This is a genomic window from Sphingomonas sp. NCPPB 2930 (genome assembly GCF_042867205.1).
GTDB lineage: Bacteria > Pseudomonadota > Alphaproteobacteria > Sphingomonadales > Sphingomonadaceae > Sphingomonas.
This window is the reverse complement of the sequence record NZ_JBHZQU010000001.1, coordinates 105,568-127,316: the sequence shown is the minus strand read 5'-3', so window position 1 is coordinate 127,316 and position 21,749 is coordinate 105,568. Positions and strand designations below refer to the sequence as shown.

The window sequence follows — 21,749 nt, the reverse complement described above, 5'->3', positions numbered from 1 at the left end:
CGGAGACGATAGCGCCCCGAACCGATCACGTGAACCGGTTGACGCGACGCCCGTATGGCCCTAGCGGACGCCACTTAGCGACATTGCAGACATTTTAGCAGGAGTGCCCGCCGATCATGGCCGACGCCAAGCCATTCGCCATGCCCGAAAAGCCTGAAGGCGCCACGGGCGTTCTCGTTCTGGCGAACGGAGACGTGTTATGGGGGCGCGGTTTCGGCGTCGAGGGTGATGCCGTCGGAGAGGTGTGCTTCCACACCGCGATGACCGGCTATCAGGAGATCATGACCGATCCGTCCTTCGCCGGGCAGATCATCACCTTCACCTTCCCGCATATCGGCAACGTCGGCGCGAATCCCGACGATATCGAGGCGGACGCGCCGCACGCGCTGGGCATGATCGTCCGCGAGGACCCGACCGCCCCGTCCAACTTCCGCGCGATGGAGAACCTCGCCGGATGGATGGCGCGGCACAACCGCATCGGCCTGGCGGGCATCGACACCCGCGCGCTGACCCGCCGCATCCGTGCAGGCGGCGCGCCCAACGGCGTGATCGCGCATTCGGCTTCGGGCGAGTTCGACATCGCCGCTCTGCTCGAAAAGGCGAAGGCCTGGCCGGGGCTGGAGGGCATGGACCTCGCCAAGGACGTGTCGACCGAGCTGCATTATGGCTGGGGCGAGACGCGCGAGGGCGGGTTGTGGCGGCTGGGCTTCGGCTATGCCGGGGAGGAGGGCGAGGATCGCCCGCACGTCGTCGCGATCGATTATGGCAGCAAGCACAACATCTTCCGCAATCTGGTTCAGGCCGGTGCGAAGGTGTCGGTGGTCCCCGCCACTGCGTCCTATGAGGATGTGATGGCGCTGAACCCCGACGGCATCTTCCTGTCCAACGGCCCCGGCGATCCGGCGGCGACGGGCGAATATACCGTGCCGGTGATCCGCCAGCTGCTCGACACGGGCAAGCCGTTGTTCGGCATCTGCCTCGGCCACCAGCTACTGGGTCTGGCGGTCGGCGCCAAGACCACCAAGATGCACCAGGGGCACCGCGGCGCGAACCACCCGGTCAAGCGCCTGTCCGACGGTCTGGTCGAGATCACCAGCATGAACCACGGCTTCGCGGTCGAGCGCGAGACGCTTCCCGCCAATGCGCGTGAGACGCATGTGTCGCTGTTCGACGGGTCGAATGCGGGCCTGGAACTGACCGACCGCCCGGCCTTCTCGGTCCAGTACCACCCCGAAGCCTCGCCGGGCCCGCAGGACAGCTTCTATCTGTTCGAGCGGTTCGTGGGGTCGCTGCGTTGAAGCGTGAGAGAGTATTGAAGCAGGGCCATGAAGATGGCCTTTGCGGAATTTATTCTCTCCTCAACTTTTTTCAGAATGAGCATCTGTTCACGGATTTGGCTGGCAAGAGCCAATTTTGGATCATCTGCGAGGTTGCCGAACGTCTTGGGCTTTTGAAGGCCGATCACATAGCCAACGGTTATGCGGCCTATCAGCTAAAAGAGATATTTGACGCGGTGTGCTCGAAGTTGTGCCTGCCATATCGTTCGGAGCTTGTTCGTGAAGTGGACCGGCATCTTGAAGAAAATCAAGGTGCCGCGTTCAAGAAGATTGTCGACCAGGGCGGTGCGCTGATCTTTATGCCGGAGGATGGCCATTGGGCGCTTCTGCATGGATATGATGAAAGCGGCTTTCATATCGATAATTCTGGGCGGAAGAGACAAACCTCTCGAATGCCTGAATGTGGATATGAGGACATGCCTTCCGAAGCTGGCGTCGTTCTGATTTCTGAAACCCCCAAAGTGGTTTTCCAATAATGCCAAAACGCACCGACATCTCCTCCATCCTCGTCATCGGCGCGGGGCCCATCGTCATCGGTCAGGCGTGCGAGTTCGACTATTCGGGCACGCAGGCGATCAAGGCCCTGAAGGAAGAGGGTTATCGCATCGTCCTGGTCAATTCGAACCCGGCGACGATCATGACGGACCCCGAGCTGGCCGACGCGACCTATGTCGAGCCGATCACGCCCGCCGTCGTCGCCAAGATCATCGAGAAGGAGCGCCCCGACGCGGTCCTGCCGACCATGGGGGGCCAGACCGCGCTGAACACCGCGCTGGCGCTGTTCCATGACGGCACGCTGGAGAAGTTCGGCGTCCAGATGATCGGCGCCGATGCCGAGGCGATCGACAAGGCCGAGGACCGTCAGAAGTTCAAGGTCGCGATGGAGAAGATCGGGCTGGAATCGGCCCGCTCGGCGATCGCGCATTCCGAGAAGGAGGCGCTGGAGGGGCTGGAGAAGGTCGGCCTGCCCGCCATCATCCGCCCCAGCTTCACGCTGGGCGGCACCGGCGGCGGCGTTGCCTATAACCGCGAGGAATTCATCGCGATCGTCCGCGCCGGGCTCGACGCCTCGCCGACGACCGAGGTGCTGATCGAGGAGTCGCTCCTCGGTTGGAAGGAATATGAGATGGAGGTCGTGCGTGATCGCAACGACAATTCCATCATCATCTGCTCGATCGAGAATATCGATCCGATGGGCGTCCATACCGGCGACTCGATCACCGTCGCGCCCGCGCTGACCCTGACCGACAAGGAATATCAGATCATGCGCAACGCCAGCCTGGCGGTGCTGCGTGAGATCGGCGTGGAGACGGGCGGCTCGAACGTGCAGTTCGCGGTCAACCCGAAGGACGGCCGCCTGATCGTCATCGAGATGAACCCGCGTGTGTCGCGCTCGTCGGCGCTGGCGTCGAAGGCGACCGGCTTCCCGATCGCCAAGGTCGCGGCCAAGCTAGCGGTCGGCTATACGCTGGACGAGATCGAGAACGACATCACCGGCGCGACCCCGGCCTCGTTCGAGCCGACGATCGACTATGTCGTCACCAAGATCCCGCGCTTCGCCTTCGAGAAGTTCAAGGGCTCCGAGCCCGTCCTCTCCACCGCGATGAAGTCGGTCGGCGAGGTGATGGCGATCGGCCGCAACATCCATGAATCGATGCAGAAGGCGCTGCGTGGTCTGGAAACCGGCCTGAGCGGCTTCAACGACGTCGAACACCTCGTCGGCGCGCCGCGTGCCGAGATCGAGGCGGCGCTGGCCAAGGCGACCCCGGACCGGCTGCTGGTCGCGGCGCAGGCGCTGCGTGAGGGCTTCACCGTCGCCGAGGTCCATGCGATCGCCAAATACGATCCCTGGTTCCTGGAGCGGATCGCCGAGATCGTCGCGGCCGAGGCCGAGGTGATGCAGAACGGCCTGCCGCAGGACGCGGCCGGAATGCGCCGCCTGAAGGCGATGGGCTTCTCCGACAAGCGGCTGGCCTATCTGGCGCTGCAATCGGCGAATTTGCGCGGCATGGATCGCGGCATCGCGCGCGGTTCGGGCCTGATCCACGAGGTCGTCAAGATGATGACCGGCGGCGTGACCGAGCAGGAGGTGCGTGAGCATCGCCAGAAGCTGGGCGTGCGTCCGGTCTTCAAGCGGATCGACACCTGCGCGGCCGAGTTCGACGCCAAGACGCCGTATATGTACTCGACCTACGAGGCCCCGACCTTCGGCGAGCCCGAGGACGAGGCGGTGCCCAGCGATCGCAAGAAGATCGTGATCCTGGGCGGTGGTCCGAACCGGATCGGGCAGGGCATCGAGTTCGACTATTGCTGCTGCCACGCCTGCTTCGCGCTGGCGGATGCGGGCTATGAGACGATCATGGTCAACTGCAACCCGGAGACGGTCAGCACCGACTATGACACCTCGGACCGGCTCTATTTCGAGCCGCTGACCGCCGAGGACGTCCTCGCCATTCTCGACGTCGAGAAGTCGAAGGGCGAGCTGGTCGGCGTGATCGTGCAGTTCGGCGGCCAGACCCCGCTGAACCTTGCCCGCGCGCTGGAATCGGCCGGTATCCCGATCCTGGGCACCAGCCCCGACGCGATCGACCTGGCCGAGGACCGCGAGCAGTTCGCGGCTTTGGTCGACAAGCTGAAGCTGCTCCAGCCCAAGAACGGCATCGCGCGCAGCCGTGAGGAAGCGCTGATCGTCGCCGAGCGGGTCGGCTATCCGGTGCTGATGCGCCCCAGCTTCGTGCTGGGCGGCCGCGCCATGGAGATTGTCGACGGGCCGCAGCAGCTGGAGGATTATATCCAGACGGCGGTGCAGGTGTCGGGCGACGCACCGGTGCTGATCGACCAGTATCTGCGCGACGCGATCGAGGTGGACGTGGACGCGATCTGCGACGGCGACCAGGTCGTCGTGGCGGGCGTGCTGCAGCATATCGAGGAAGCCGGCGTCCATTCGGGCGACTCGGCCTGCTCGCTGCCGCCCTACAGCCTGTCGGCGGAGATCATCGCCGAGATCGAGCGTCAGGCCGAGGCGCTGGCGCGCGGCCTGAACGTGCGCGGCCTGATGAACATCCAGTTCGCGGTGAAGGACGGCCAGGTCTATCTGATCGAGGTCAATCCGCGCGCCAGCCGCACCGTGCCTTTCGTCGCCAAGGCGATCGGCACCCCCATCGCCAAGATCGCCGCGCGCGTCATGGCGGGCGAGAAGCTGGCCGACCTGCCGCAGATCGATCGCCACATCGATTATTATGCGGTCAAGGAAGCGGTCTTCCCCTTCGCGCGCTTCCCCGGTGTCGATCCGGTGCTGTCGCCCGAAATGAAGTCGACCGGCGAAGTCATGGGCATCGACCCCGACTTCACCACCGCCTTCGCCAAGTCGCAGCTGGGCGCGGGCACCGTCCTGCCGACCAGCGGCGCGGTCTTCATCAGCCTGAAGGACGGCGACAAGGAACAGATCGTTCCTGCCGCCCGGATGCTGGCGGAGGCGGGCTTCGCGATCGTCGCGACCGGCGGCACTGCCGATTATCTCGACCGGGCAGGGGTCTCGGTCGAGAAGATCAACAAGGTGGCGCAGGGACGGCCGCATATCGTCGACCGGATCAAGGACGGCGGCATCACCCTGATCTTCAACACGACGGAAGGGTGGCAGAGCCTGAAGGACTCCAAGCCGATCCGCGAAGCCGCGCTGGGGCAGAAGATTCCGTACTTCACCACGGCCCCCGCCAGCATCGAGGCGGCCAAGGCGATTGCGGCGGCGGGCACCCGTGGTCTTGAAGTACGTCCCCTGCAATCCTACTATTCGCGTTCGCACAACTGATCCCGACATGAGAACATGATGTGCTGGCGGACCGCTTTCCCGGTTGGGAGGGCGGTCCGTACCGGGAATGCGTATGGAAGTGGGGACTAGGATTATGGCGACCGTCGAAAAGATGCCGATGCTCCAGGAGGGCTATGACAAGCTCACCCAGGACCTGCGGCGTCTGAAAGAGGAACGGCCGCTGATCGTCGACGCGATCGAGGAAGCGCGTGCACACGGCGACCTGTCCGAAAACGCCGAATATCATGCGGCCAAGGAGCGGCAGGGCCAGGTGGAGGCGACGATCGCCGACATCGAGGACAAGCTGAGCCGCGCGCAGATCATCGACCCGAAGGACCTGTCGGGCGACAAGATCGTGTTCGGCGCGACCGTCACGCTGCTCGACGAGGACGACAAGCCGGTCAAGTACCAGATCGTCGGCCAGACCGAGGCGGACGCCAAGACCGGCCGGATCAGCTACAACTCGCCGCTCGGCCGTGCGCTGATCGGGCGCAAGCTGGACGAAGAGGTCGAGGTGACGGTGCCGTCGGGCGACCGCTATTATCTCGTCAGCAAGATCGAATTCATCTGATCCGATGAATTGGGCAGCGGCACGCGCGACGACGGCCATCGCGGTCGTGACGGCGGTCGTGTCGCTGTTGCTGATCGTCACGGGGCTGGTGCCCGAGGCGGCGATCGGGGCGGGGTTCATCCCGTTGCGGTTCGAGGGGGCGGCGCTGCCCCCCGATCTGGGCTTTGCGGTGCCGACGCTGCTGACCCCGCTGACCGCCACGCTGATCCATGGCGGTTTCGCGCATATCGCGTTCAACCTCGTCATGCTGGTCTATTGCGGCGCGCAGGCCGAGCGGGCGCTGGGCGCGCGGGGGATAGCCGTCCTCTATGTCGTCGGCGCCTATGCGGCGGCACTGGCGCAATATTTTCCCGATCCGGGTTCCGCCTCGCCGATGATCGGGGCAAGCGGTGCGATCTCGGCGATCGTCGGCGCCTATGCGCTGCTCTTCGGGCAGCGGCGGGCGACCCGTGGGATTGCCGGGCTGTCGGCTGAGTTCACCCATGTCCTGTGGCTGGCGGCGGGGTGGATCGGCATCCAGCTGTTGCTGGGCTTTGCGGGCATGGGGATGGGCGCGATCGCGGTGGGCGCGCATATCGGCGGGTTCATCGCCGGGCTGGTCTTCGCGAAGCCGCTGCTGCTGTGGCGCTACCGTAACGCCTGAGCAGGGCTCAATCAGTCTGGTCGTAGTAGATGCGCCACGCACCCAGCGCGCGCATCAGCATCGCTCATAGCGAACGGAGCGGGGGGCGGCGGCCCAGCCCCCGATCGGCCTGGGCGAAGTCGAAGGCCATGCCCCCGACCTCGCCCGGCAACCCGGATCAACCCAGCGTCGGCTCGAGCAGGCGGTGCAGGTGCACCACGACGAACTTCATCTCCGCATCGTCCACCGTCCGCTGCGCGGCGGCGCGCCAAGCCTTTTCGGCGCTGGCATAGTCGGGGAACACGCCCACCACTTCCAGCGCGGAGGGATCGACGAAATCGAGGGTCTGCGGATCGCTGACGCGGCCGCCGAACACGAGGTGCAGCTTGCTCATGGTGTCTCCTGATGGGGTTTGCCTGTCCCTAGCGGCAAGCGCGGCCGGATTGAAGATGCTGTTTCGCGTCGCAACGCTTTGTCATGTCCGTTGGCGGTGGGAAGGTGACAGGGGTGCCCCTGTCATTCTAGAAGTTGGGAATGAACCAGACCGCCGCGCTCGCTTCGCCCGTCGCCTATGATGTCGTGATCGTCGGCACCGGCCATGCCGGCGCGCAGGCGGCGATCGCGCTGCGCCAGGAAGGCTTTGACGGCACGATCGCGATGATCGGCGAGGAGGCCTATCCCCCCTATGAACGCCCGCCCTTGTCCAAGGAGTATCTGGCCGGGGACAAGCCGTTCGAGCGTATCCTGATCCGCCCCGAACGCTTCTGGGCCGAACGCGCGGTGACGCTGCGGCTGGGCGAGCGGGTGATCGCGGTCGATGCCGAGGCGCGGCTGCTGACGACCGAGGCGGGGGCGATGGTCGAATATGGATCGCTGATCTGGGCGGCGGGCGGCCATGCGCGGCGGCTGACCTGTGCGGGGCACGACCTGGCGGGGGTGCACGGCGTGCGCAGCCGCGCCGATGTCGATCGCCTGATCGCCGAGCTTCCGGCGGTGCGCGAGGTGGTGGTGATCGGCGGCGGCTATATCGGGCTGGAGGCGGCCGCGGTGCTGACCAAGTTCGGCAAGCAGGTGACGATCGTCGAGGCGCAGGACCGGGTGCTCGCAAGGGTCGCGGGCGAGACGCTGTCGCGCTTCTACGAGGCCGAACACCGCGCGCATGGCGTCACCGTCCGGCTGAACGAGAGCGTCGCCTGTATCGAGGGCGAGACGGCGGTCTGCGGCGTCAGGCTGGGCGACGGGACGGTGCTGCCCGCGCAGATGGCGATCGTCGGGATCGGCATCGTCCCCTCGGTCGAACCGCTGGTCGCGGCGGGTGCGGCGGGCGACAATGGCGTCACCGTCGATGCGCAGGGGCGGACCAGCCTGCCGCATGTCTTCGCGGTCGGCGACTGCGCGGCGCATGCCAATGGCTTTGCGGGCGGGGCGGTGATCCGGCTGGAGTCGGTGCAGAACGCCAACGACCAGGCGACCGTCGTGGCGCGGACGCTGGTCGGGCGCGAGGTCGCCTATCATGCGGTGCCGTGGTTCTGGTCCAACCAATATGACCTGAAGCTGCAGACGGTCGGGCTGTCCACCGGGCATGACCAGGCCGTGCTGCGCGGCGACCCGGCGACGCGCAGCTTCTCGATCCTGTATCTGCGGGAGGGGAGGGTCGTCGCGCTCGACTGCGTCAACGCGATGCGCGACTTCGTCCAGGGCAAGCCGCTGGTCGTGGACGGCGCGGTGTTGCCCGCCGAAATGCTGGCCGACTCGACCCAGCCGCTCAAGGCCCTCTGGCCCAGGCCCTAGGGCCGATCGCCATTCAGCGATGCCTTTCCCTCCCTCGCCCCTCGCAGAGGGGAGAGGGTTGCGCAGACTAGGCCTTTGCGAAAGCAAAGGCCTAGTCGGAGCTGGGTGAGGGGTGGGCGCTCGCCAAGCGAGCGCGCGAGCCTTTGGCTCGCTCAACCCCTCACCCAAGCTGCGCTAGCCAGCAGGCTGGCAAGCTTCGCTAACCCTCTCCCCTGTCCAGGGGACAGGGGAAGAAGATACAATATTGAATGTTGATCCGCCCTAGCGGCGAGGGCGGTTGCGTGAAAAAAACGTCACATTGATATGTTGTAACGCAACCGACCTTTGGATATGCGCCCCCTCCACGGGAGTAATGTCATGTTCATCCATCGTTTGCCGACGCGGTTCGGCCGCGCATCCTTGTCGTTCGTCGCGCTGATCCTGGCGACCGGCCCCGCCATGGCGCAGACCCGCAAGGAGGCGGCGGCGCCGGACGATCATGGCGACATCGTCGTGCTGGGCACTCGGTCGCAGCGCGATTCCACGCTCGGCTCCGACCTGTTGACCCGCCGCATGTCGCAGTCGAGCCGCTCGCTGGAGCGCGACCTGCTGGTCGCCAACGGCACCTATCGCCTGTCCGACGCGCTGGAGCTGTTCAGCGGCATCAGCCAGCAAAATAATCGCGGCGGCTTCATCGACAATTTCGCCATTCGCGGCTTTCTAGGGACGCCGGACGGCGGCGCGGAATATTATATCGACGGCTTCCTTGCCAATCGCGGCCTCGCCCCGCCGCGCGACCCCGCCACCACGGAGCGGATCGAGGTGCTGAAGGGCCCGGCGGGCGCAGTGTTCGGCGATATCGATCCGGCGGGCCGGGTGAATATCGTGTCGAAGACGCCGCGCTTCACCCCGGCGGTCAACGCCACGGTGATGGTGGGATCGTTCAACACGCGCCGCGCCGAGCTGGACGTGACGGGGCCGTTCTCCGACACGCTGGCTGGGCGCATCGTCGTCGCGGGCGAGGATTCGGACGGCTATCGCGACTATACCAATCCGTCGCGCCGCGTCGTCTCGCCCTCGCTCACCTGGCAGCCGCGCGCCGGAACCCGCCTGACCGCGCTGGCCGAATATACGCGCTTCGCCTCGGCCTTCGATCGAGGCGTGCCCGCCATCCGGGGCGACGCGCTGGCCATTCCGTCCAACCGCTATTTCGGCGAGCCCGCCGACGGGCTGCATCATGCCGACAATACCCGGCTGCAACTGACCGGCGAGCATGGGCTGGGCGGCGAATGGTCGATCAACGGCGGGGTGAACTGGCGCTACACGACCCTGCGCGGCTTTTCGAGCGACCAGTCCAGCCTGCGTTCGGACAACCGCACGCTGTGGCGGCAACGGCGCGAGCGGGGCTATGAGGCGACCGACTTCTCCGCCCGGATCGAGCTGGCGGGCCGGTTCGACGCCTGGGGCGTCCATCATCCCAGCATCGGGATCAAGGGCTATACGCTCGACTATCTCGAACTGCTGCGCCGTTTCCGCCCGTCCGCCGCGCGCCCTTATGCCATCGACGTCTTCAATCCCGTCTATGGCCAGCCGCGCCCGGCGGTCGCCAATTTCACTGACCAGCGGGAGAAGCGGGCGGTAGGGACCGTCTATGCGCAGGACATGTGGGACGTCACCGACCGGCTGACCCTGACCGGGGGTATCCGCTTCGACACCTATCGCCAGAAGCTGCGCCGCAACCTGACCGGGCTGGAGACCGAGGCGACGGGCGATCCGGTCAAGTTCCGCTTCGGCGCGCGCTACCGCGTCACCGACGCGATCGCGCTCCATGGCAATTGGGGCGAGTCCTTCCTGCTCAATTCGGGAACCGGCCGACCGACCGCCGACAATCCGCAGGGGCCTTCCTTCGGTCCCGAAGAAGCCAAGGGGTATGAACTGGGCATCGCCGGACGCTGGCCCGGCGTGAACGTCGCGGCAACCTTCTTCGATATCGAGAAGCGCAACATCCTGACCAACGATCCGGTCGATCCCAACTTCCTGGCGCCGGTCGGTTCGCTCAAGAGCCGGGGTGTCGAGCTGGACGCCTCGCTCGACCTGGCGAAACGGTGGCAGGTGGTGGCGAACTATGCCTATGTCGACGCCCGCGCCGATGACCGCACCTTCGCCACGCCCGACGTGCTGAACGTCGCCAAGCATTCGGGGACGCTGTTCGTCGTCGGCCGCTATCCGACCGGCTGGGGCACCGACTGGTCGGTGTCGGCGGGGGCGGCCTATGTCGGCGATCGCGCGGGGGCAGTGGACAATAGCGGCCTGCGCCTGCCCGCCTACACCAAGGCCAAGATCGCCGGAGAGATCGGCGTGACGCCCGCGCTGACCGTCCGGGCGGAGGCGGACAATCTGTTCGACGTCCATTATGCGATGAGCTCCTACAGCCCCGTCTGGGTCTATCCGGGTGCGCCGCGTACGGTTCGCGTGTCGGCCAGGGTCGCCTTTTAAGACAAGCAGCTTGCGCCCACCCCGCGCCTTATGTCAGATTTAATGCAAAGGTTTGCAGGAGAGTCTGATGCGCTGGCGCAACGTCATGGCGGCGGGGGTGGGCATGGTCGCCCTCGCCGCCCCGGTATCGGCACGGGTCACTGCCCCGGCGGGGGCGAAGGTGTTTCGGCTCGACGGGGGCGGGGTCACCTATGCCATGGGGGTGGACGAGAAGGGCTATCTCCAGCCGCTCTATTGGGGATCGTCGCTGGCGGAGGGTGACCCGCTGGTCTCGGGCGATCCGGTCAAGACCGGCGATCCCATCGTGTTGAAGGCGCCGGGCGAACTGTCGGGCTTCGACCCGGCGGGGTCGGTCACGCTCCAGGAGTTTCCGGGGCAGGGCGAGGGGCTGGTCAGCGAACCGGGCGTCAAGGCGCTGTTCGCCGATGGCAATCGCGACCTCGTCCTGAAATATCGCAGCCACAAGGCCAGCGGCGAGACGCTGACCGTCGAGCTGGCCGATATCCGCCGCCCCCTGTTCGTGACGCTGACCTATATGATCGATCCCGAGACGGGGATCGTGGCGCGGTCCGCGCGGGTCCGCAACGGCGATACCCGCCCGGTGCGGGTCGACCAGCTGGCGGCGGCGGTCTTCTCGCTGCCGGTGGGGGATGATTACCAGCTCCACTATCTGACCGGCCGGCATGCCGCCGAATGGACGCAGAAGACGGTGCCGGTCGAGGCGGCGGAGACCGTGCTGGAAAGCCGTCGCGGCTCGACCGGCCATGGCAACAATCCCTGGTTCGCGATCGGTCGCGAAGGGCTGACCAGCGAGGTCCATGGTCCGGTCTGGTATGGCGCGCTCGCCTGGTCGGGGTCGTTCCGGATCAGCGTGGCATCGGACAATCTGGGCCGGGTGCGGATCGCGGGCGGTTACAACCCCTATGACTTTTCCTGGACGCTGAAACCGGGCGAGTCGCTGGACACGCCGGTCTTCTATGCGGGTTATTCGGACAAGGGGCTGGGCGGCGCGTCACGGACGTTCCATGACTTCGAGGTCGCCAACATCCTGCCGCACGGGCGCAAGGCGCGGCTGCGGCCGGTCCTGTACAATAGCTGGGAGGCGACCGCCTTCGACGTGACCGAGGCGGGGCAGATGGCCCTTGCGGAGAAGGCCGCCAGGATCGGCGTCGAGCGTTTCGTGGTCGATGACGGCTGGTTCGGCGCGCGCAACAGCGACAAGGCGGGGCTGGGCGATTGGACGGTCAATCCGGCCAAATTCCCGAACGGGCTGAAGCCGCTGATCGACCGGGTCAAGGGACTGGGGATGGACTTCGGCCTGTGGGTCGAGCCCGAGATGGTCAATGTCAACAGCGACCTGTATCGCGCGCATCCCGATTGGGTGCTGAACTTTCCCGGTCGCCCGCGGACCGAGGGGCGCAACCAGCTGGTCCTGAACCTCGCGCGGACCGATGTGCGCGATCACCTGCTCGCGGTGCTCGACAGACTGGTCGGCGAGAACGACATCGCCTTCCTCAAATGGGATTACAACCGCAACTGGACCGAGGCGGGCTGGCCCGAACAGCCCGTCGCCGACCAGCAGCGCGTCTATGTCGACTATGTCCGCAACCTGTATTTCATCCTGTCCGAACTGCGGCGGCGGCATCCGAAGCTGGAGATCGAGGCCTGTTCGGGCGGTGGTGGCCGGGTCGACCTGGGGATGATCGGGCTGACCGACGAGGTCTGGCCTTCGGACAATACCGATCCCGCCGACCGGTTGACCATCCAGGACGGCTTTACCCGCGCCTATCCGGTGGCGGTGATGATGGCCTGGGTCACCGACAGCCCCAACTGGGCGAATACCCGCGTCACCAGCCTCGACTACCGCTTCCTGTCCTCGATGCAGGGCGGACTGGGGATCGGCGCGAATCTCGACAAATGGGGGGAGGGCGACTTCGCCACCGCGCGCAAATGGGTGGCGGCGTACAAGACGATCCGCGAGACGGTGCAGCGCGGCGCGCTCTATCGGCTGGAGTCCCCGACCGGCGACAATGCGACCGCCGCGACCCTGTATGTCGGGCAGGACCAGCGGCAGGCGGTGCTGTTCCAGATGCTCCACTCGTCGATGTGGCGCGACAATCCCGCCGCGATCCATGCGCAGGGGCTGGACCCGGCGCGGGTCTATCGGGTGCGGATGCTCGACGGTGCCGCCCGCCCGGCGGGCGTGCCCGCCCGCGCGTCGGGCGCCTATTGGATGAACCGGGGACTGCGCGCGCCGCTCAAGGGCGACTTCGTCGGCACCGCCTTCGTGTTCGAGGCGGAATGACGAAAAAAGGCGAGGACCCCGATGGTCCTCGCCTCCAATTTCGATCCTGTCAGGCGCGGATCACAGCGCCAGCGGCTGCGCCTTCAGCTTGCGCGCGCGCAGCATGCCCAGGCCCAGAACGGCGAGCGCGAACAGCGCGATCGTGCCGGGTTCGGGAACCGAGGTCGGCTTCAGGAAGGCGATATTGTCGACCTCAAACGAATCGGTCGGCGAGGTGAAGCGCAGGCCGCCGATCTGGCGTCCGGTGCTGGGATCGACCGTATAGGTGACGTAGCGATTATTGTCGCTGGTCGTCCCTGTCTTGAGGAGACCGTTGGCGATGTCGGCGCCGGTGATCGTCGCGATCGTCTTGCCCAGCGTATCGAGGATGTCGAGCGAGTTGAACGAGTCGATCGTGCCCCACAGGAGGCTGACCGCGCCCCAGCCGGTCGAGCCGGTGCCCTTCAGCTCGGCCACCGTGCCGTTGGTCGCGCCGACGGCCAGATAGTTGCCGCTGCCGCCGGACGGCTGGATCGCGCCCTTATAGGCGCCCGTGCTGGTCGAGTCGTTCAGGACCGTGCCGCCGTTCAGCGAGAAGCCCGACGGAATGCCGTTGGTGAAATCGATCACCGTCGTGTCGCGCGCATAGACGGGCGGCACGAGATACGAGGTCGAGCTGACCCCGGCGGATGCAGGAGCCGCCGCGGAAAGGGTGGCGATGGCCGCCATCGCGCCGAGAAGAACCTTTTTCATATCACCGTCGTTACAATTTGCTGGCCGAGCCATGCCTAGCCGCGGACAGCTTTTCAAAAGGTTTCGCGAGGGTCCGCTGTGTCAGGCGTTTCGATGTGGAACAGGCGGGTCACCGTGCCAGCGCGCGTTCGGTATCCTCGCGCGCCTGTTCGACCAGCACGATCGTCGCGGCGCGGGCCGCCGCCGCGTCGGATTCGGCGATGGCGGCGAAGAGCTGGCGGTGCTCGGGCATGGAGTCGCGCGGCAGCTTGGCGCTGCGATGCTTGTAGAGCGTCGTCCAGCGGACCGCCGCGCCGATGCTGCCCGACAGGCTGATGAGCAGTTCGTTGCCGGTCGCCTCGAGGATGATGTTGTGGAACTGCTGGTCGGCGGCGCGCCCCTGTTCGGTGTGCAGGCCATGCTCGCCCATCGCCTCCAGCGCGGCGCCCATGCGCGACAATTGCCGGGTATCGCGCTTCAGGGCGGCCAGCTCGGCGGCGGCGGGCTCGACGATCAGGCGAAGCTGGAACAGGCTCTGGACGAAGCCCGCGGGCGGTTCGCCCTCGAACATCCAGGCGAGCAGTTCGGGGTCGAGCAGGTTCCACTCCAGCCGCTCGCGCACCCGCGTCCCCGCCTTGGGCTTGCTGACCACCAGCCCCTTGGCCGACAGCATGCGCAGCGCCTCGCGCACGACCGAGCGCGACATGCTGCGCTGCTCGGCGATCTCGACCTCGCCCGGCAGGGTCGATCCGGCGGCGATCCGGCCGGTCACGATGGCGACGCCGATGTCGCGGGCCAGCGCGCTGTGGGCGGGCCCGCGTCGCTTCAATATCGTCACTTGGCTGCTTCCTTCCGGGCCGATGTCCGCGCGCCGATCCCGGCACATGTCTGACTATTCTATGGGGCGGGGCGATGAAAGGAAAGCGGCGCGGCGCGCGGGGCCCTTGCACGTCAATGATATAATGTACCATAGATAACCGGACAGTTGCCCTGACGCTTCCGTCGCGGCACGATGGCGCATCAACCGATCCAGAGGGGGATCCGTTTCTTCCATGACCTTCCGCACCTGCCTGCTTGCCGCGAGCGCGCTCGCGATCCTGTCCCCGGCCTCGGCCCAGCAGACCCCCGCCGCCTCCACGCCCGTCCAGGTCGTGACCGACTCCACGGTCAGCGACATTCCCGCCCATTTCACCCCGCCGACCGATGTCGCCGAGCGCGATTACATCAAGCGCGAGGTGATGATCCCGATGCGCGACGGCGTGAAGCTGTACACCGTCATCGTGATACCCAAGGGCGCGGTGAACGCGCCGATCGTGCTGACCCGCACCCCCTATAACGCCGCCGGTCGCGCCAAGCGGTCGGACAGCACCAGGATGATCGAGGCGCTGCCGCTGGCCGACGAGGAGTTCGTCAAGGCGGGCTATATCCGCGTCTATCAGGACATTCGCGGCAAATATGGCTCGGAGGGCGAATATGTCGTGACCCGTCCGGTCATCGGCCCGCTGAACGCGACCAAGGTCGATCACACGACCGACGCCTATGACACGATCGACTGGCTGGTGAACAAGGCGAACCTGCCCCAGTCCAATGGCCGGGTCGGGATGATCGGGTCCTCGTACGAGGGCTTCACCGTCGTCATGGCGCTGCTCCATCCGCACCCCGCGCTGAAGGTCGCCGCGCCGGAAAGCCCGATGATCGACGGCTGGATGGGCGACGACTGGTTCCATTACGGGGCCTTCCGCTTCGCCAATATCGGCTGGATCGGATCGCAGACCGGCTACAAGGGCGAGGGCAAGGCGCCGTCGAGCGGCGGTTACGACGATTACGAGAATTTCCGCCATGGCTCGGCGAACGACTGGGCCAGGAAGTCGGGCTATGACCAGTTGCCCTTCTGGCAGCGGATCGTCCAGCATCCCGCCTATGACTTCTACTGGCAGGGCCAGGCGCTCGACAAGCTGCTGGCCGCGAACCCCTCCAACGTGCCGACCATCTGGGAACAGGGGCTGTGGGACCAGGAGGACATGTACGGCGCGATCACCTCGTGGGAGGCGCTGAAGGCCAAGGGCAAGCTGGGCAACAACTTCCTGGTGATGGGCCCGTGGCGGCACAGCCAGATCAACCGCACCGGCACCAGCCTGGGCCCGTTCCAGTGGAATGGCGACACCGCCAAGCAGTTCCGCGAAAATATGGTCCTGCCGCTGTTCAACCAGTATCTGAAGGACGGCGCGCCCGCCAACCTGCCCAGCGCCGCCATCTACAATACCGGCGAAAACCATTGGGACAGGCTGACCCGCTGGCCGCTGGCCTGTCAGAGCGGGTGCGACGCACCGCTGACCCCGCTCTATCTGGCGGACGACAAGGGGCTGAGCTTTGACAAGCCGGGCAGCGGGGAGGATTCCTATGTCTCCGACCCCGCCAATCCGGTTCCGCATCTGTCGCGGCCGGTCAATTTCAACGATGGCCGCTGGGGCGACTGGCTGGTCAGCGACCAGCGTCATGCCGATGGCCGGACCGACGTCGTCACCTATACCGGGCCGGTCCTGACCAAGCCGGTGCGGGTGTCGGGCGCGCCGATCGCCGACCTGTTCGCGCGCACGACCGGCACCGACGGCGACTTCGTGGTGAAGGTCATCGACGTCTTCCCGCCCGAGGATGCGATCGACCCCAAGATGGGCGGCTATGAGCTGCCGATCAGCCTCGACATCTTCCGGGGGCGCTATCGCAACAGCTTCTCCAACCCGACCGCGATCCCGGCGGGCAAGGTGCAGGAATATAAGTTCCGCCTGCCGACCGTGAACCATGTGTTCCAGCCGGGGCACCGGATCATGATCCAGGTCCAGTCCAGCCTGTTCCCGCTCTACGACCGCAATCCCCAGACCTTCGTGCCCAATATCTTCACGGCCAAGGCGGGCGATTACCGGAAGGCGACGATCACGCTGGAACGCGGCGGTGCCAATCCCAGCCGGGTCTGGCTGCCGGTCGTGCCGCTCGACCAGTCGGCGGCGATGGCGCGCTGATCCGACCAGGCGCGGGCGGGAGCGGGCGGTGCCGCGTTTCCGCCCGTTCCCGGACGAGGTTTAACCCATCACGGCCACCTAGCCCCTTGGAGGCGGCGGCCGGTAAGGCTATCTGAAAGACGTGGCTCTCTCCCCGTCATCCCGTGCGTCCCTGACCTTGCCCGACGACGCGATCGGATCGGTAACCGCCAATCCGGACGTGGCGCGCCGCTATCTGGCGCTGGTGGCCGCCGCCACCGACCGCCTGATGGCCGCCGACGATCCCGCGGCGATGATCGATGCGCTGTTCGCCCTGATCCGCGACGAGCTGGATCTCGACGTCTATTTCAATTTCCGCCGCGACGATCGCTCCGTCCGGCTGGAGGCGTCGGGCGGCCTGTCGCGCGCGCAACGCACCGAGGCGGCGTCGCTCGACATGACCCAGTCCGCCTGCGGACAGGCGATGCGCGAGCGCCGGGCGCTGCACCTGACCGACATCCAGGAAAGCGGCGAGGTGCGGACGTCCTTCGTCCGTTCGCTGGGGATCGATGTCTATCTGTGCATGCCGTTGCTCCACGGCGATCAGCTGCTCGGCACGCTGGGCTTCGGTCGGCGCGCGGCCCGGCCGTTCGGCGAGGACGAACGGCGGCTCCTGACGCTGTTGTGCCATTATGTCGCGCTGGCGCAGCACCGCTTGCGGATCGAGGAGGCGCTGCGGCACGGGATCGAGACCCAGGCACGCTTGCTGGACGAGCTGAACCACCGGGTCCGCAACGCCTTGCAGGTCGCGATCGGGCTGGTGTCGCACGAGGTCCGCTCGGCCAGCGACACCGCGACCCGCGCCGCCCTGTCGCGCGCCGCCGAGCGGTTGCAGGTGCTGGCGAGCGCGCATCGCCCGCTCTACGCCACCGCCGAGCCGGGGCTGGTCGATCTGGCGGCCCTGTTCGGCGACGTGATCGCGCAGTTGCGCGGCGACGCGGCGGTGGGCGCGGTCGCGGCGGAAGGCCCCGTCCCGGTGCCGATCGAGCGGGCGGTGGCGGCGGCGCTGCTGCTCGACACGTTGCTGGAAGGCGGCGCGGCGGTCCCGCATATCGCGATGCATCCATTTCGGGCGGGCGGGAACGAAATGCTGCGCATTGCGTTTCAGGGGCCCGGATGGGGACGCCATGTCGATCTTGTCGAACGTCATCGACTGGTCGCACGGCTTTGCCATCAGTTGCGCGCGACGCTGACGAACGAGGATGATGGGTGCCTGATCTTGGTCATGCCGCATGACGGTGGCGAATACGGGACTGGTATCCGATAACTCCGCATTCGATGCCGATGGTCTCGACCTGCTGATCATCGAGGACGAGGCGCTGGTCGCGATGCTCGTCGAGGATGCGCTGACCCTGCACGGTCACAATGTGATCGGCATCGCGGATACCGTGTCGGCGGCGCTGGAACTGGCCGATGCGCAGCGCCCCGACCTAGTCCTGTGCGACGTCAAGCTGGCGGACGGCGACAGCGGGCTGACCGCCGCGCAGCTGCTGGCCGAGCGTGGCATTCCCAGCATCTTCCTGAGCGGCAACTGCCCGGAACGCGGCGGCCATCCGCTGGTGATCGGCTGCATCGCCAAGCCGTTTCGGCCGGGCAGCCTGGCCGCGGCGGTTCGCGCGGCGCATCGTGCGGCGCAAGGGGAACGGCCGAGCGATCCGCCGCCCGCGCTGCGCTTCTATTCCGAACCGCGCTGAGGAAGGCCATCGGAGGGAAAGGGTGGTCGAGGCGACGCGGCGTTCAGTCCTGCGATGGCGACGCGGCGGACGACCCGGCGGGCAGGGCGTCGATCTCCGCCCCGACCGCCTGGTCCAGCTTGTCGAGAATGACGCTCAGCTGCCCCACTTCCTCTTCGGTCAGGCTGTGGAGCGCCAGGCCGGTCAGCTCGCGACGCAGCGGTTCGGTCTGGCGGATGACCTGACGCCCGCTCTCGGTGATGGCAAGCCGCTTGGCCCGCCGGTCGTCCGGGTCCGGGATGCGGACGAGCAGCCCGTCCCGCTCCATCGTATCCACCGCCTGGGTCACGGTGCGCGGCGCCAGGCTGAAGCATTCGGCGATGTCGGCGGCGCGCACCGGCGCGTTGTTCGCGATGAACAGCAGCATCTTGGTCCGCGCGAGCGATGCGCCCTGCGCCGCCATGCGGCGGTCCAGCAACCGGTGAAGCCGCATATAGATGCGGCCGTAGCGAAGCATGAGAGAGTCACGGTCAACCATATTATGAGGTAGCTCAATAAATGGTCTTGCCTTATGCTGCAAGTGCGTCCAAATACACTGCCAAGTTCCATTGATTCCATCGACAGGGGGCCCGGCATGGCCGATGCTAACCAAGTGAATGAGGGGCAGGGCGCGAACGCCGCCGACACGACCCCCGATGACGACAACAAGGCACCGGCCTCCCCCGCCAAAAAGCGGCGCATCCGTGTCATCCTGCTCGTCGTCGCGGCGGTCGCGGTGATCGGCGGCGTGTTCTGGTATGCGAATTACAAGAGCGTCGGCCAGTATATGCAGTCGACCAACGACGCCTATATCCAGGCGGATGCCGTCACGGTCGCGCCCAAGGTCTCGGGCTATGTCGACAAGGTGTTCGTCGGCGAGAACCAGAACGTCCAGGCAGGCCAGCCGCTGCTCCAGATCGACACGCGCGACTATCGCGCCCAGACCGCGCAGATCGAGGCGCAGATCGGCGTCGCCCAGGCCAATGCGCAGGGCGTGCAGGCGCAGATCCGCGAGCAGCAGGCCGCGATCGACCGCTCCGAGGCCGATCTCCGCGCCGCGCAGAGCGATGCCGCCTTCGCCCAGGCCGAGGTCGTCCGCTACACCCCGCTCGCCGCATCGGGCGCGGAAAGCCGCGAGCGCCTGTCGCAGCTCCAGAACCAGGCGCGTCAGGCCAATGCCAAGGTCGCGGCGGCCAATGCCGCGCTGTCCGCGTCGCGTCGCCGCATCGGCACGCTGAACGCGCAGGTCCAGCAGGCCCGTTCGCAGGGCGAGGCCGCCCGGGCGCAGCTCGACGCCGCCGAGGTCAATCTCGGCTCGACGATGATCCGTGCCTCGATCGCGGGCCGTGTCGGCAACAAGACGGTGCGCGTCGGCCAGTTCGTCCAGGCGGGCACGCGCACCATGTCGATCGTGCCGGTCAGCCAGCTCTATATCAGCGCGAACTTCAAGGAGACGCAGCTGGGCCTTATGCGTCCCGGCCAGCCGGTGAAGATCGAGGTCGACGCGCTGCCGGGCGTCGAGATCAAGGGCCATGTCGAAAGCGTGGCACCGGGCACCGGCGCGCAATTCTCGCTGCTGCCGCCGCAGAATGCGACCGGCAACTTCACCAAGATCGTGCAGCGCGTCCCGGTCCGCATCGCGGTCGACGCCGACGATCAGACCCGCGCGCTGATGGTGCCGGGCATGTCGGTCGACGTCACGGTCGACACCCGCTCGGCCAAGGGCGCGCTGAAGCGCATCGCCGAGCAGCAGGACCAGCATAACGAGGCGCGGGAGGGGGCGCAGCGCCGGTGAGCGCCGCCGCCGCCCCGACGGGGGCCAAGGCCGGATCGGCCGCCCAGCCGGGCGGCACACCGGCCAAGGCCGACCTGACCGCCTGGCTCGCCGTCGCGGCGGGCAGCATCGGCGCGCTGATGGCGACGCTCGATATCTCGATCGTCAACTCGGCGCTGCCCACCATCCAGGGCGAGATCGGCGCCAGCGGCACCGAGGGGACGTGGATCGCGACCTCCTATCTGGTCGCCGAGATCATCATCATCCCGCTGTCCGCCTGGCTGGAGCGGTTGCTGGGGCTTCGCACCTTCCTGCTGATCGCCTCGATCCTGTTCACCGGCTTCTCGGTGGTGTGCGGGCTGTCGACCAACCTGACGATGATGATCATCGGGCGCGCGGGGCAGGGGATCACCGGCGGCGCGCTGATCCCGACCGCGCTGACCATCATCGCCACCCGTCTGCCGCGCGAGCAACAGCCGATCGGCACCGCCTTTTTCGGCGTCACCGCCATTCTGGGGCCCGTGATGGGGCCGCTGATCGGCGGCTGGCTGACGGAGAATATCAGCTGGCACTATGCCTTCTTCCTGAACCTGCCGGTCGGTGCGGTGCTCGTCACGCTGCTCCTCGTCGGCCTGCCGCACCAGAAGCCGCATCTGTCCGAGCTGGCCAAGGCCGACTGGTTGGGCATTGCGGGGCTGGCGCTGGGGCTGGGCGGGCTGACGGTCGTTCTGGAAGAGGGGCAGCGCGAGCAATGGTTCGAGTCGCGCGAGATCATCGAGCTGACCATCCTGTCGATCTTCGGCTTCGCGCTGTTGTTCGCGGGTCAGTTCGTCGCCTCGCGGCCGGTCATCCGCCTGAAGCTGCTCCTCGACCGCCAGTTCGGCAGCGTGGTCATCATGGGCATCGTGCTGGGCATGGTGCTGTACGGCACCTCCTATGTGATCCCGCAGTTCCTGGCCTCGATCGCCGGATATAACGCGTTCCAGGCGGGCAAGGTCGTGCTGCTCAGCGGCATCCCCAGCCTGTTGATGATGCCCTTCACCCCGATCCTCATCAAGAAGGTCGATATCCGCATTGCGGTGGGGCTGGGGCTGGGCATCATGGCGCTGAGCGCGGGGATCGACACCGTGCTGACCGCGGATTCGACCGGGGGCTCGTTCACCGACTCGCAGCTGTTGCGCGGGGTCGGCACGATCCTGGGCATGTTGTTTCTGAACCAGGCGGCGATCTCGTCGGTGCCGCCGTCGCAGGCCGGGGACGCCGCCGGGCTGTTCAGCGCAGCGCGCAACCTGGGCGGATCGTTCGCGCTCGCCGGGATCGCGACCGTGCAGGACCAGCGCAGCTTCCTGCACCAGCAACGGCTGGAGGAGTCGCTGTCGGCCAATTCGCAAGCCGTGCAGGACTGGCTGTCCGGCCTGACCCGCCAGTTCGGCAGCAGCGAGGCGGCCTATCGCATGATCGGCAGCACCATCCAGCAACAGGCGCTGGTGATGACCTATAACGACCTGTTCTTCATCCTGTGCGTCGGTATCCTGATGGTGATGCCGCTTGTCCTGTTCCTTCGTCCGCTGCCCAAGGGCGGCCCCGTGGCGATGCATTGAGGCCCGT

The 21,749-nt window shown here is 66.7% G+C and carries 17 protein-coding genes; 13 read left to right on the top strand and 4 right to left on the bottom strand.

Annotation, left to right across the window (positions count from 1 at the left end; genetic code table 11):
- The first annotated feature begins 116 nt into the window (after positions 1 to 116).
- From carA to ACFX59_RS00465, 5 genes are all read left to right on the top strand, one after another.
- Complete coding sequence (gene carA, locus ACFX59_RS00485; RefSeq protein WP_387428606.1) at positions 117 to 1,298, top strand: glutamine-hydrolyzing carbamoyl-phosphate synthase small subunit; 1,182 nt, start codon at positions 117 to 119, stop codon at positions 1,296 to 1,298.
- 14 nt (positions 1,299 to 1,312) lie between these two features.
- Complete coding sequence (locus ACFX59_RS00480; RefSeq protein WP_387428604.1) at positions 1,313 to 1,813, top strand: hypothetical protein; 501 nt, start codon at positions 1,313 to 1,315, stop codon at positions 1,811 to 1,813.
- On the top strand, positions 1,813 to 5,145 hold the full coding sequence (carB, locus tag ACFX59_RS00475; protein WP_307099900.1) for a carbamoyl-phosphate synthase large subunit: 3,333 nt from the start codon (positions 1,813 to 1,815) through the stop codon (positions 5,143 to 5,145). Before ACFX59_RS00480 ends, carB begins: the two co-directional genes overlap by 1 nt.
- A gap of 94 nt (positions 5,146 to 5,239) precedes the next feature.
- A complete protein-coding gene (greA, locus tag ACFX59_RS00470; protein ID WP_183953050.1) occupies positions 5,240 to 5,716 on the top strand; it encodes a transcription elongation factor GreA in 477 nt (158 codons plus the stop codon).
- A gap of 4 nt (positions 5,717 to 5,720) precedes the next feature.
- A complete protein-coding gene (locus ACFX59_RS00465; RefSeq protein ID WP_307099897.1) occupies positions 5,721 to 6,359 on the top strand; it encodes a rhomboid family intramembrane serine protease in 639 nt (212 codons plus the stop codon).
- A 157-nt stretch (positions 6,360 to 6,516) separates the two neighbouring features.
- On the opposite strand, the gene ACFX59_RS00460 is transcribed toward ACFX59_RS00465, so the two are convergent.
- The gene (locus ACFX59_RS00460; RefSeq protein ID WP_307099894.1) at positions 6,517 to 6,732 is read right to left on the bottom strand and encodes a DUF4170 domain-containing protein; all 216 of its coding nucleotides are present in this window, start codon (positions 6,730 to 6,732) and stop codon (positions 6,517 to 6,519) included.
- A gap of 140 nt (positions 6,733 to 6,872) precedes the next feature.
- Between ACFX59_RS00460 and ACFX59_RS00455 the strand changes: the two genes are divergently transcribed.
- From ACFX59_RS00455 to ACFX59_RS00445, 3 genes are all read left to right on the top strand, one after another.
- On the top strand, positions 6,873 to 8,129 hold the full coding sequence (locus ACFX59_RS00455; RefSeq protein WP_387428599.1) for an NAD(P)/FAD-dependent oxidoreductase: 1,257 nt from the start codon (positions 6,873 to 6,875) through the stop codon (positions 8,127 to 8,129).
- A 357-nt stretch (positions 8,130 to 8,486) separates the two neighbouring features.
- The gene (locus tag ACFX59_RS00450) at positions 8,487 to 10,604 is read left to right on the top strand and encodes a TonB-dependent siderophore receptor (RefSeq protein ID WP_387428596.1); all 2,118 of its coding nucleotides are present in this window, start codon (positions 8,487 to 8,489) and stop codon (positions 10,602 to 10,604) included.
- Positions 10,605 to 10,671: 67 nt separating this feature from the next.
- On the top strand, positions 10,672 to 12,909 hold the full coding sequence (locus tag ACFX59_RS00445) for an alpha-galactosidase (protein ID WP_387428594.1): 2,238 nt from the start codon (positions 10,672 to 10,674) through the stop codon (positions 12,907 to 12,909).
- A gap of 60 nt (positions 12,910 to 12,969) precedes the next feature.
- Here ACFX59_RS00445 and ACFX59_RS00440 read toward each other — a convergent pair whose 3' ends face one another.
- Together ACFX59_RS00440 and ACFX59_RS00435 are read right to left on the bottom strand one after the other, a co-directional pair.
- Positions 12,970 to 13,641, bottom strand: a complete 672-nt coding sequence (locus tag ACFX59_RS00440) for a PEP-CTERM sorting domain-containing protein (protein WP_307099886.1) — start codon at positions 13,639 to 13,641, stop codon at positions 12,970 to 12,972.
- 109 nt (positions 13,642 to 13,750) lie between these two features.
- Entirely contained in the window at positions 13,751 to 14,458 is a 708-nt protein-coding gene (locus tag ACFX59_RS00435; protein WP_387428592.1) for a FadR/GntR family transcriptional regulator, read from the bottom strand.
- A gap of 214 nt (positions 14,459 to 14,672) precedes the next feature.
- Between ACFX59_RS00435 and ACFX59_RS00430 the strand changes: the two genes are divergently transcribed.
- The 3 genes from ACFX59_RS00430 to ACFX59_RS00420 all read left to right on the top strand — a co-directional run bounded on the left by ACFX59_RS00430 (position 14,673) and on the right by ACFX59_RS00420 (position 18,349).
- Entirely contained in the window at positions 14,673 to 16,637 is a 1,965-nt protein-coding gene (locus ACFX59_RS00430) for a CocE/NonD family hydrolase (protein WP_309696503.1), read from the top strand.
- A gap of 157 nt (positions 16,638 to 16,794) precedes the next feature.
- Complete coding sequence (locus ACFX59_RS00425) at positions 16,795 to 17,922, top strand: GAF domain-containing protein (RefSeq protein WP_387428589.1); 1,128 nt, start codon at positions 16,795 to 16,797, stop codon at positions 17,920 to 17,922.
- Entirely contained in the window at positions 17,888 to 18,349 is a 462-nt protein-coding gene (locus ACFX59_RS00420) for a response regulator (protein WP_309696499.1), read from the top strand. Before ACFX59_RS00425 ends, ACFX59_RS00420 begins: the two co-directional genes overlap by 35 nt.
- Positions 18,350 to 18,392: 43 nt before the next feature.
- On the opposite strand, the gene ACFX59_RS00415 is transcribed toward ACFX59_RS00420, so the two are convergent.
- Positions 18,393 to 18,845, bottom strand: coding sequence for a MarR family winged helix-turn-helix transcriptional regulator (locus ACFX59_RS00415; RefSeq protein WP_387428586.1), 453 nt, complete (start codon positions 18,843 to 18,845; stop codon positions 18,393 to 18,395).
- Positions 18,846 to 18,962: 117 nt separating this feature from the next.
- Between ACFX59_RS00415 and ACFX59_RS00410 the strand changes: the two genes are divergently transcribed.
- Both ACFX59_RS00410 and ACFX59_RS00405 read left to right on the top strand, forming a co-directional pair.
- Positions 18,963 to 20,162 (top strand): HlyD family secretion protein, encoded by a 1,200-nt coding sequence (locus ACFX59_RS00410; RefSeq protein WP_309701708.1) that lies wholly within the window; start codon positions 18,963 to 18,965, stop codon positions 20,160 to 20,162.
- Complete coding sequence (locus ACFX59_RS00405) at positions 20,159 to 21,742, top strand: MDR family MFS transporter (protein ID WP_387428583.1); 1,584 nt, start codon at positions 20,159 to 20,161, stop codon at positions 21,740 to 21,742. The genes ACFX59_RS00410 and ACFX59_RS00405 overlap by 4 nt, the downstream gene beginning before the upstream one ends.
- Positions 21,743 to 21,749: the final 7 nt, after the last annotated feature.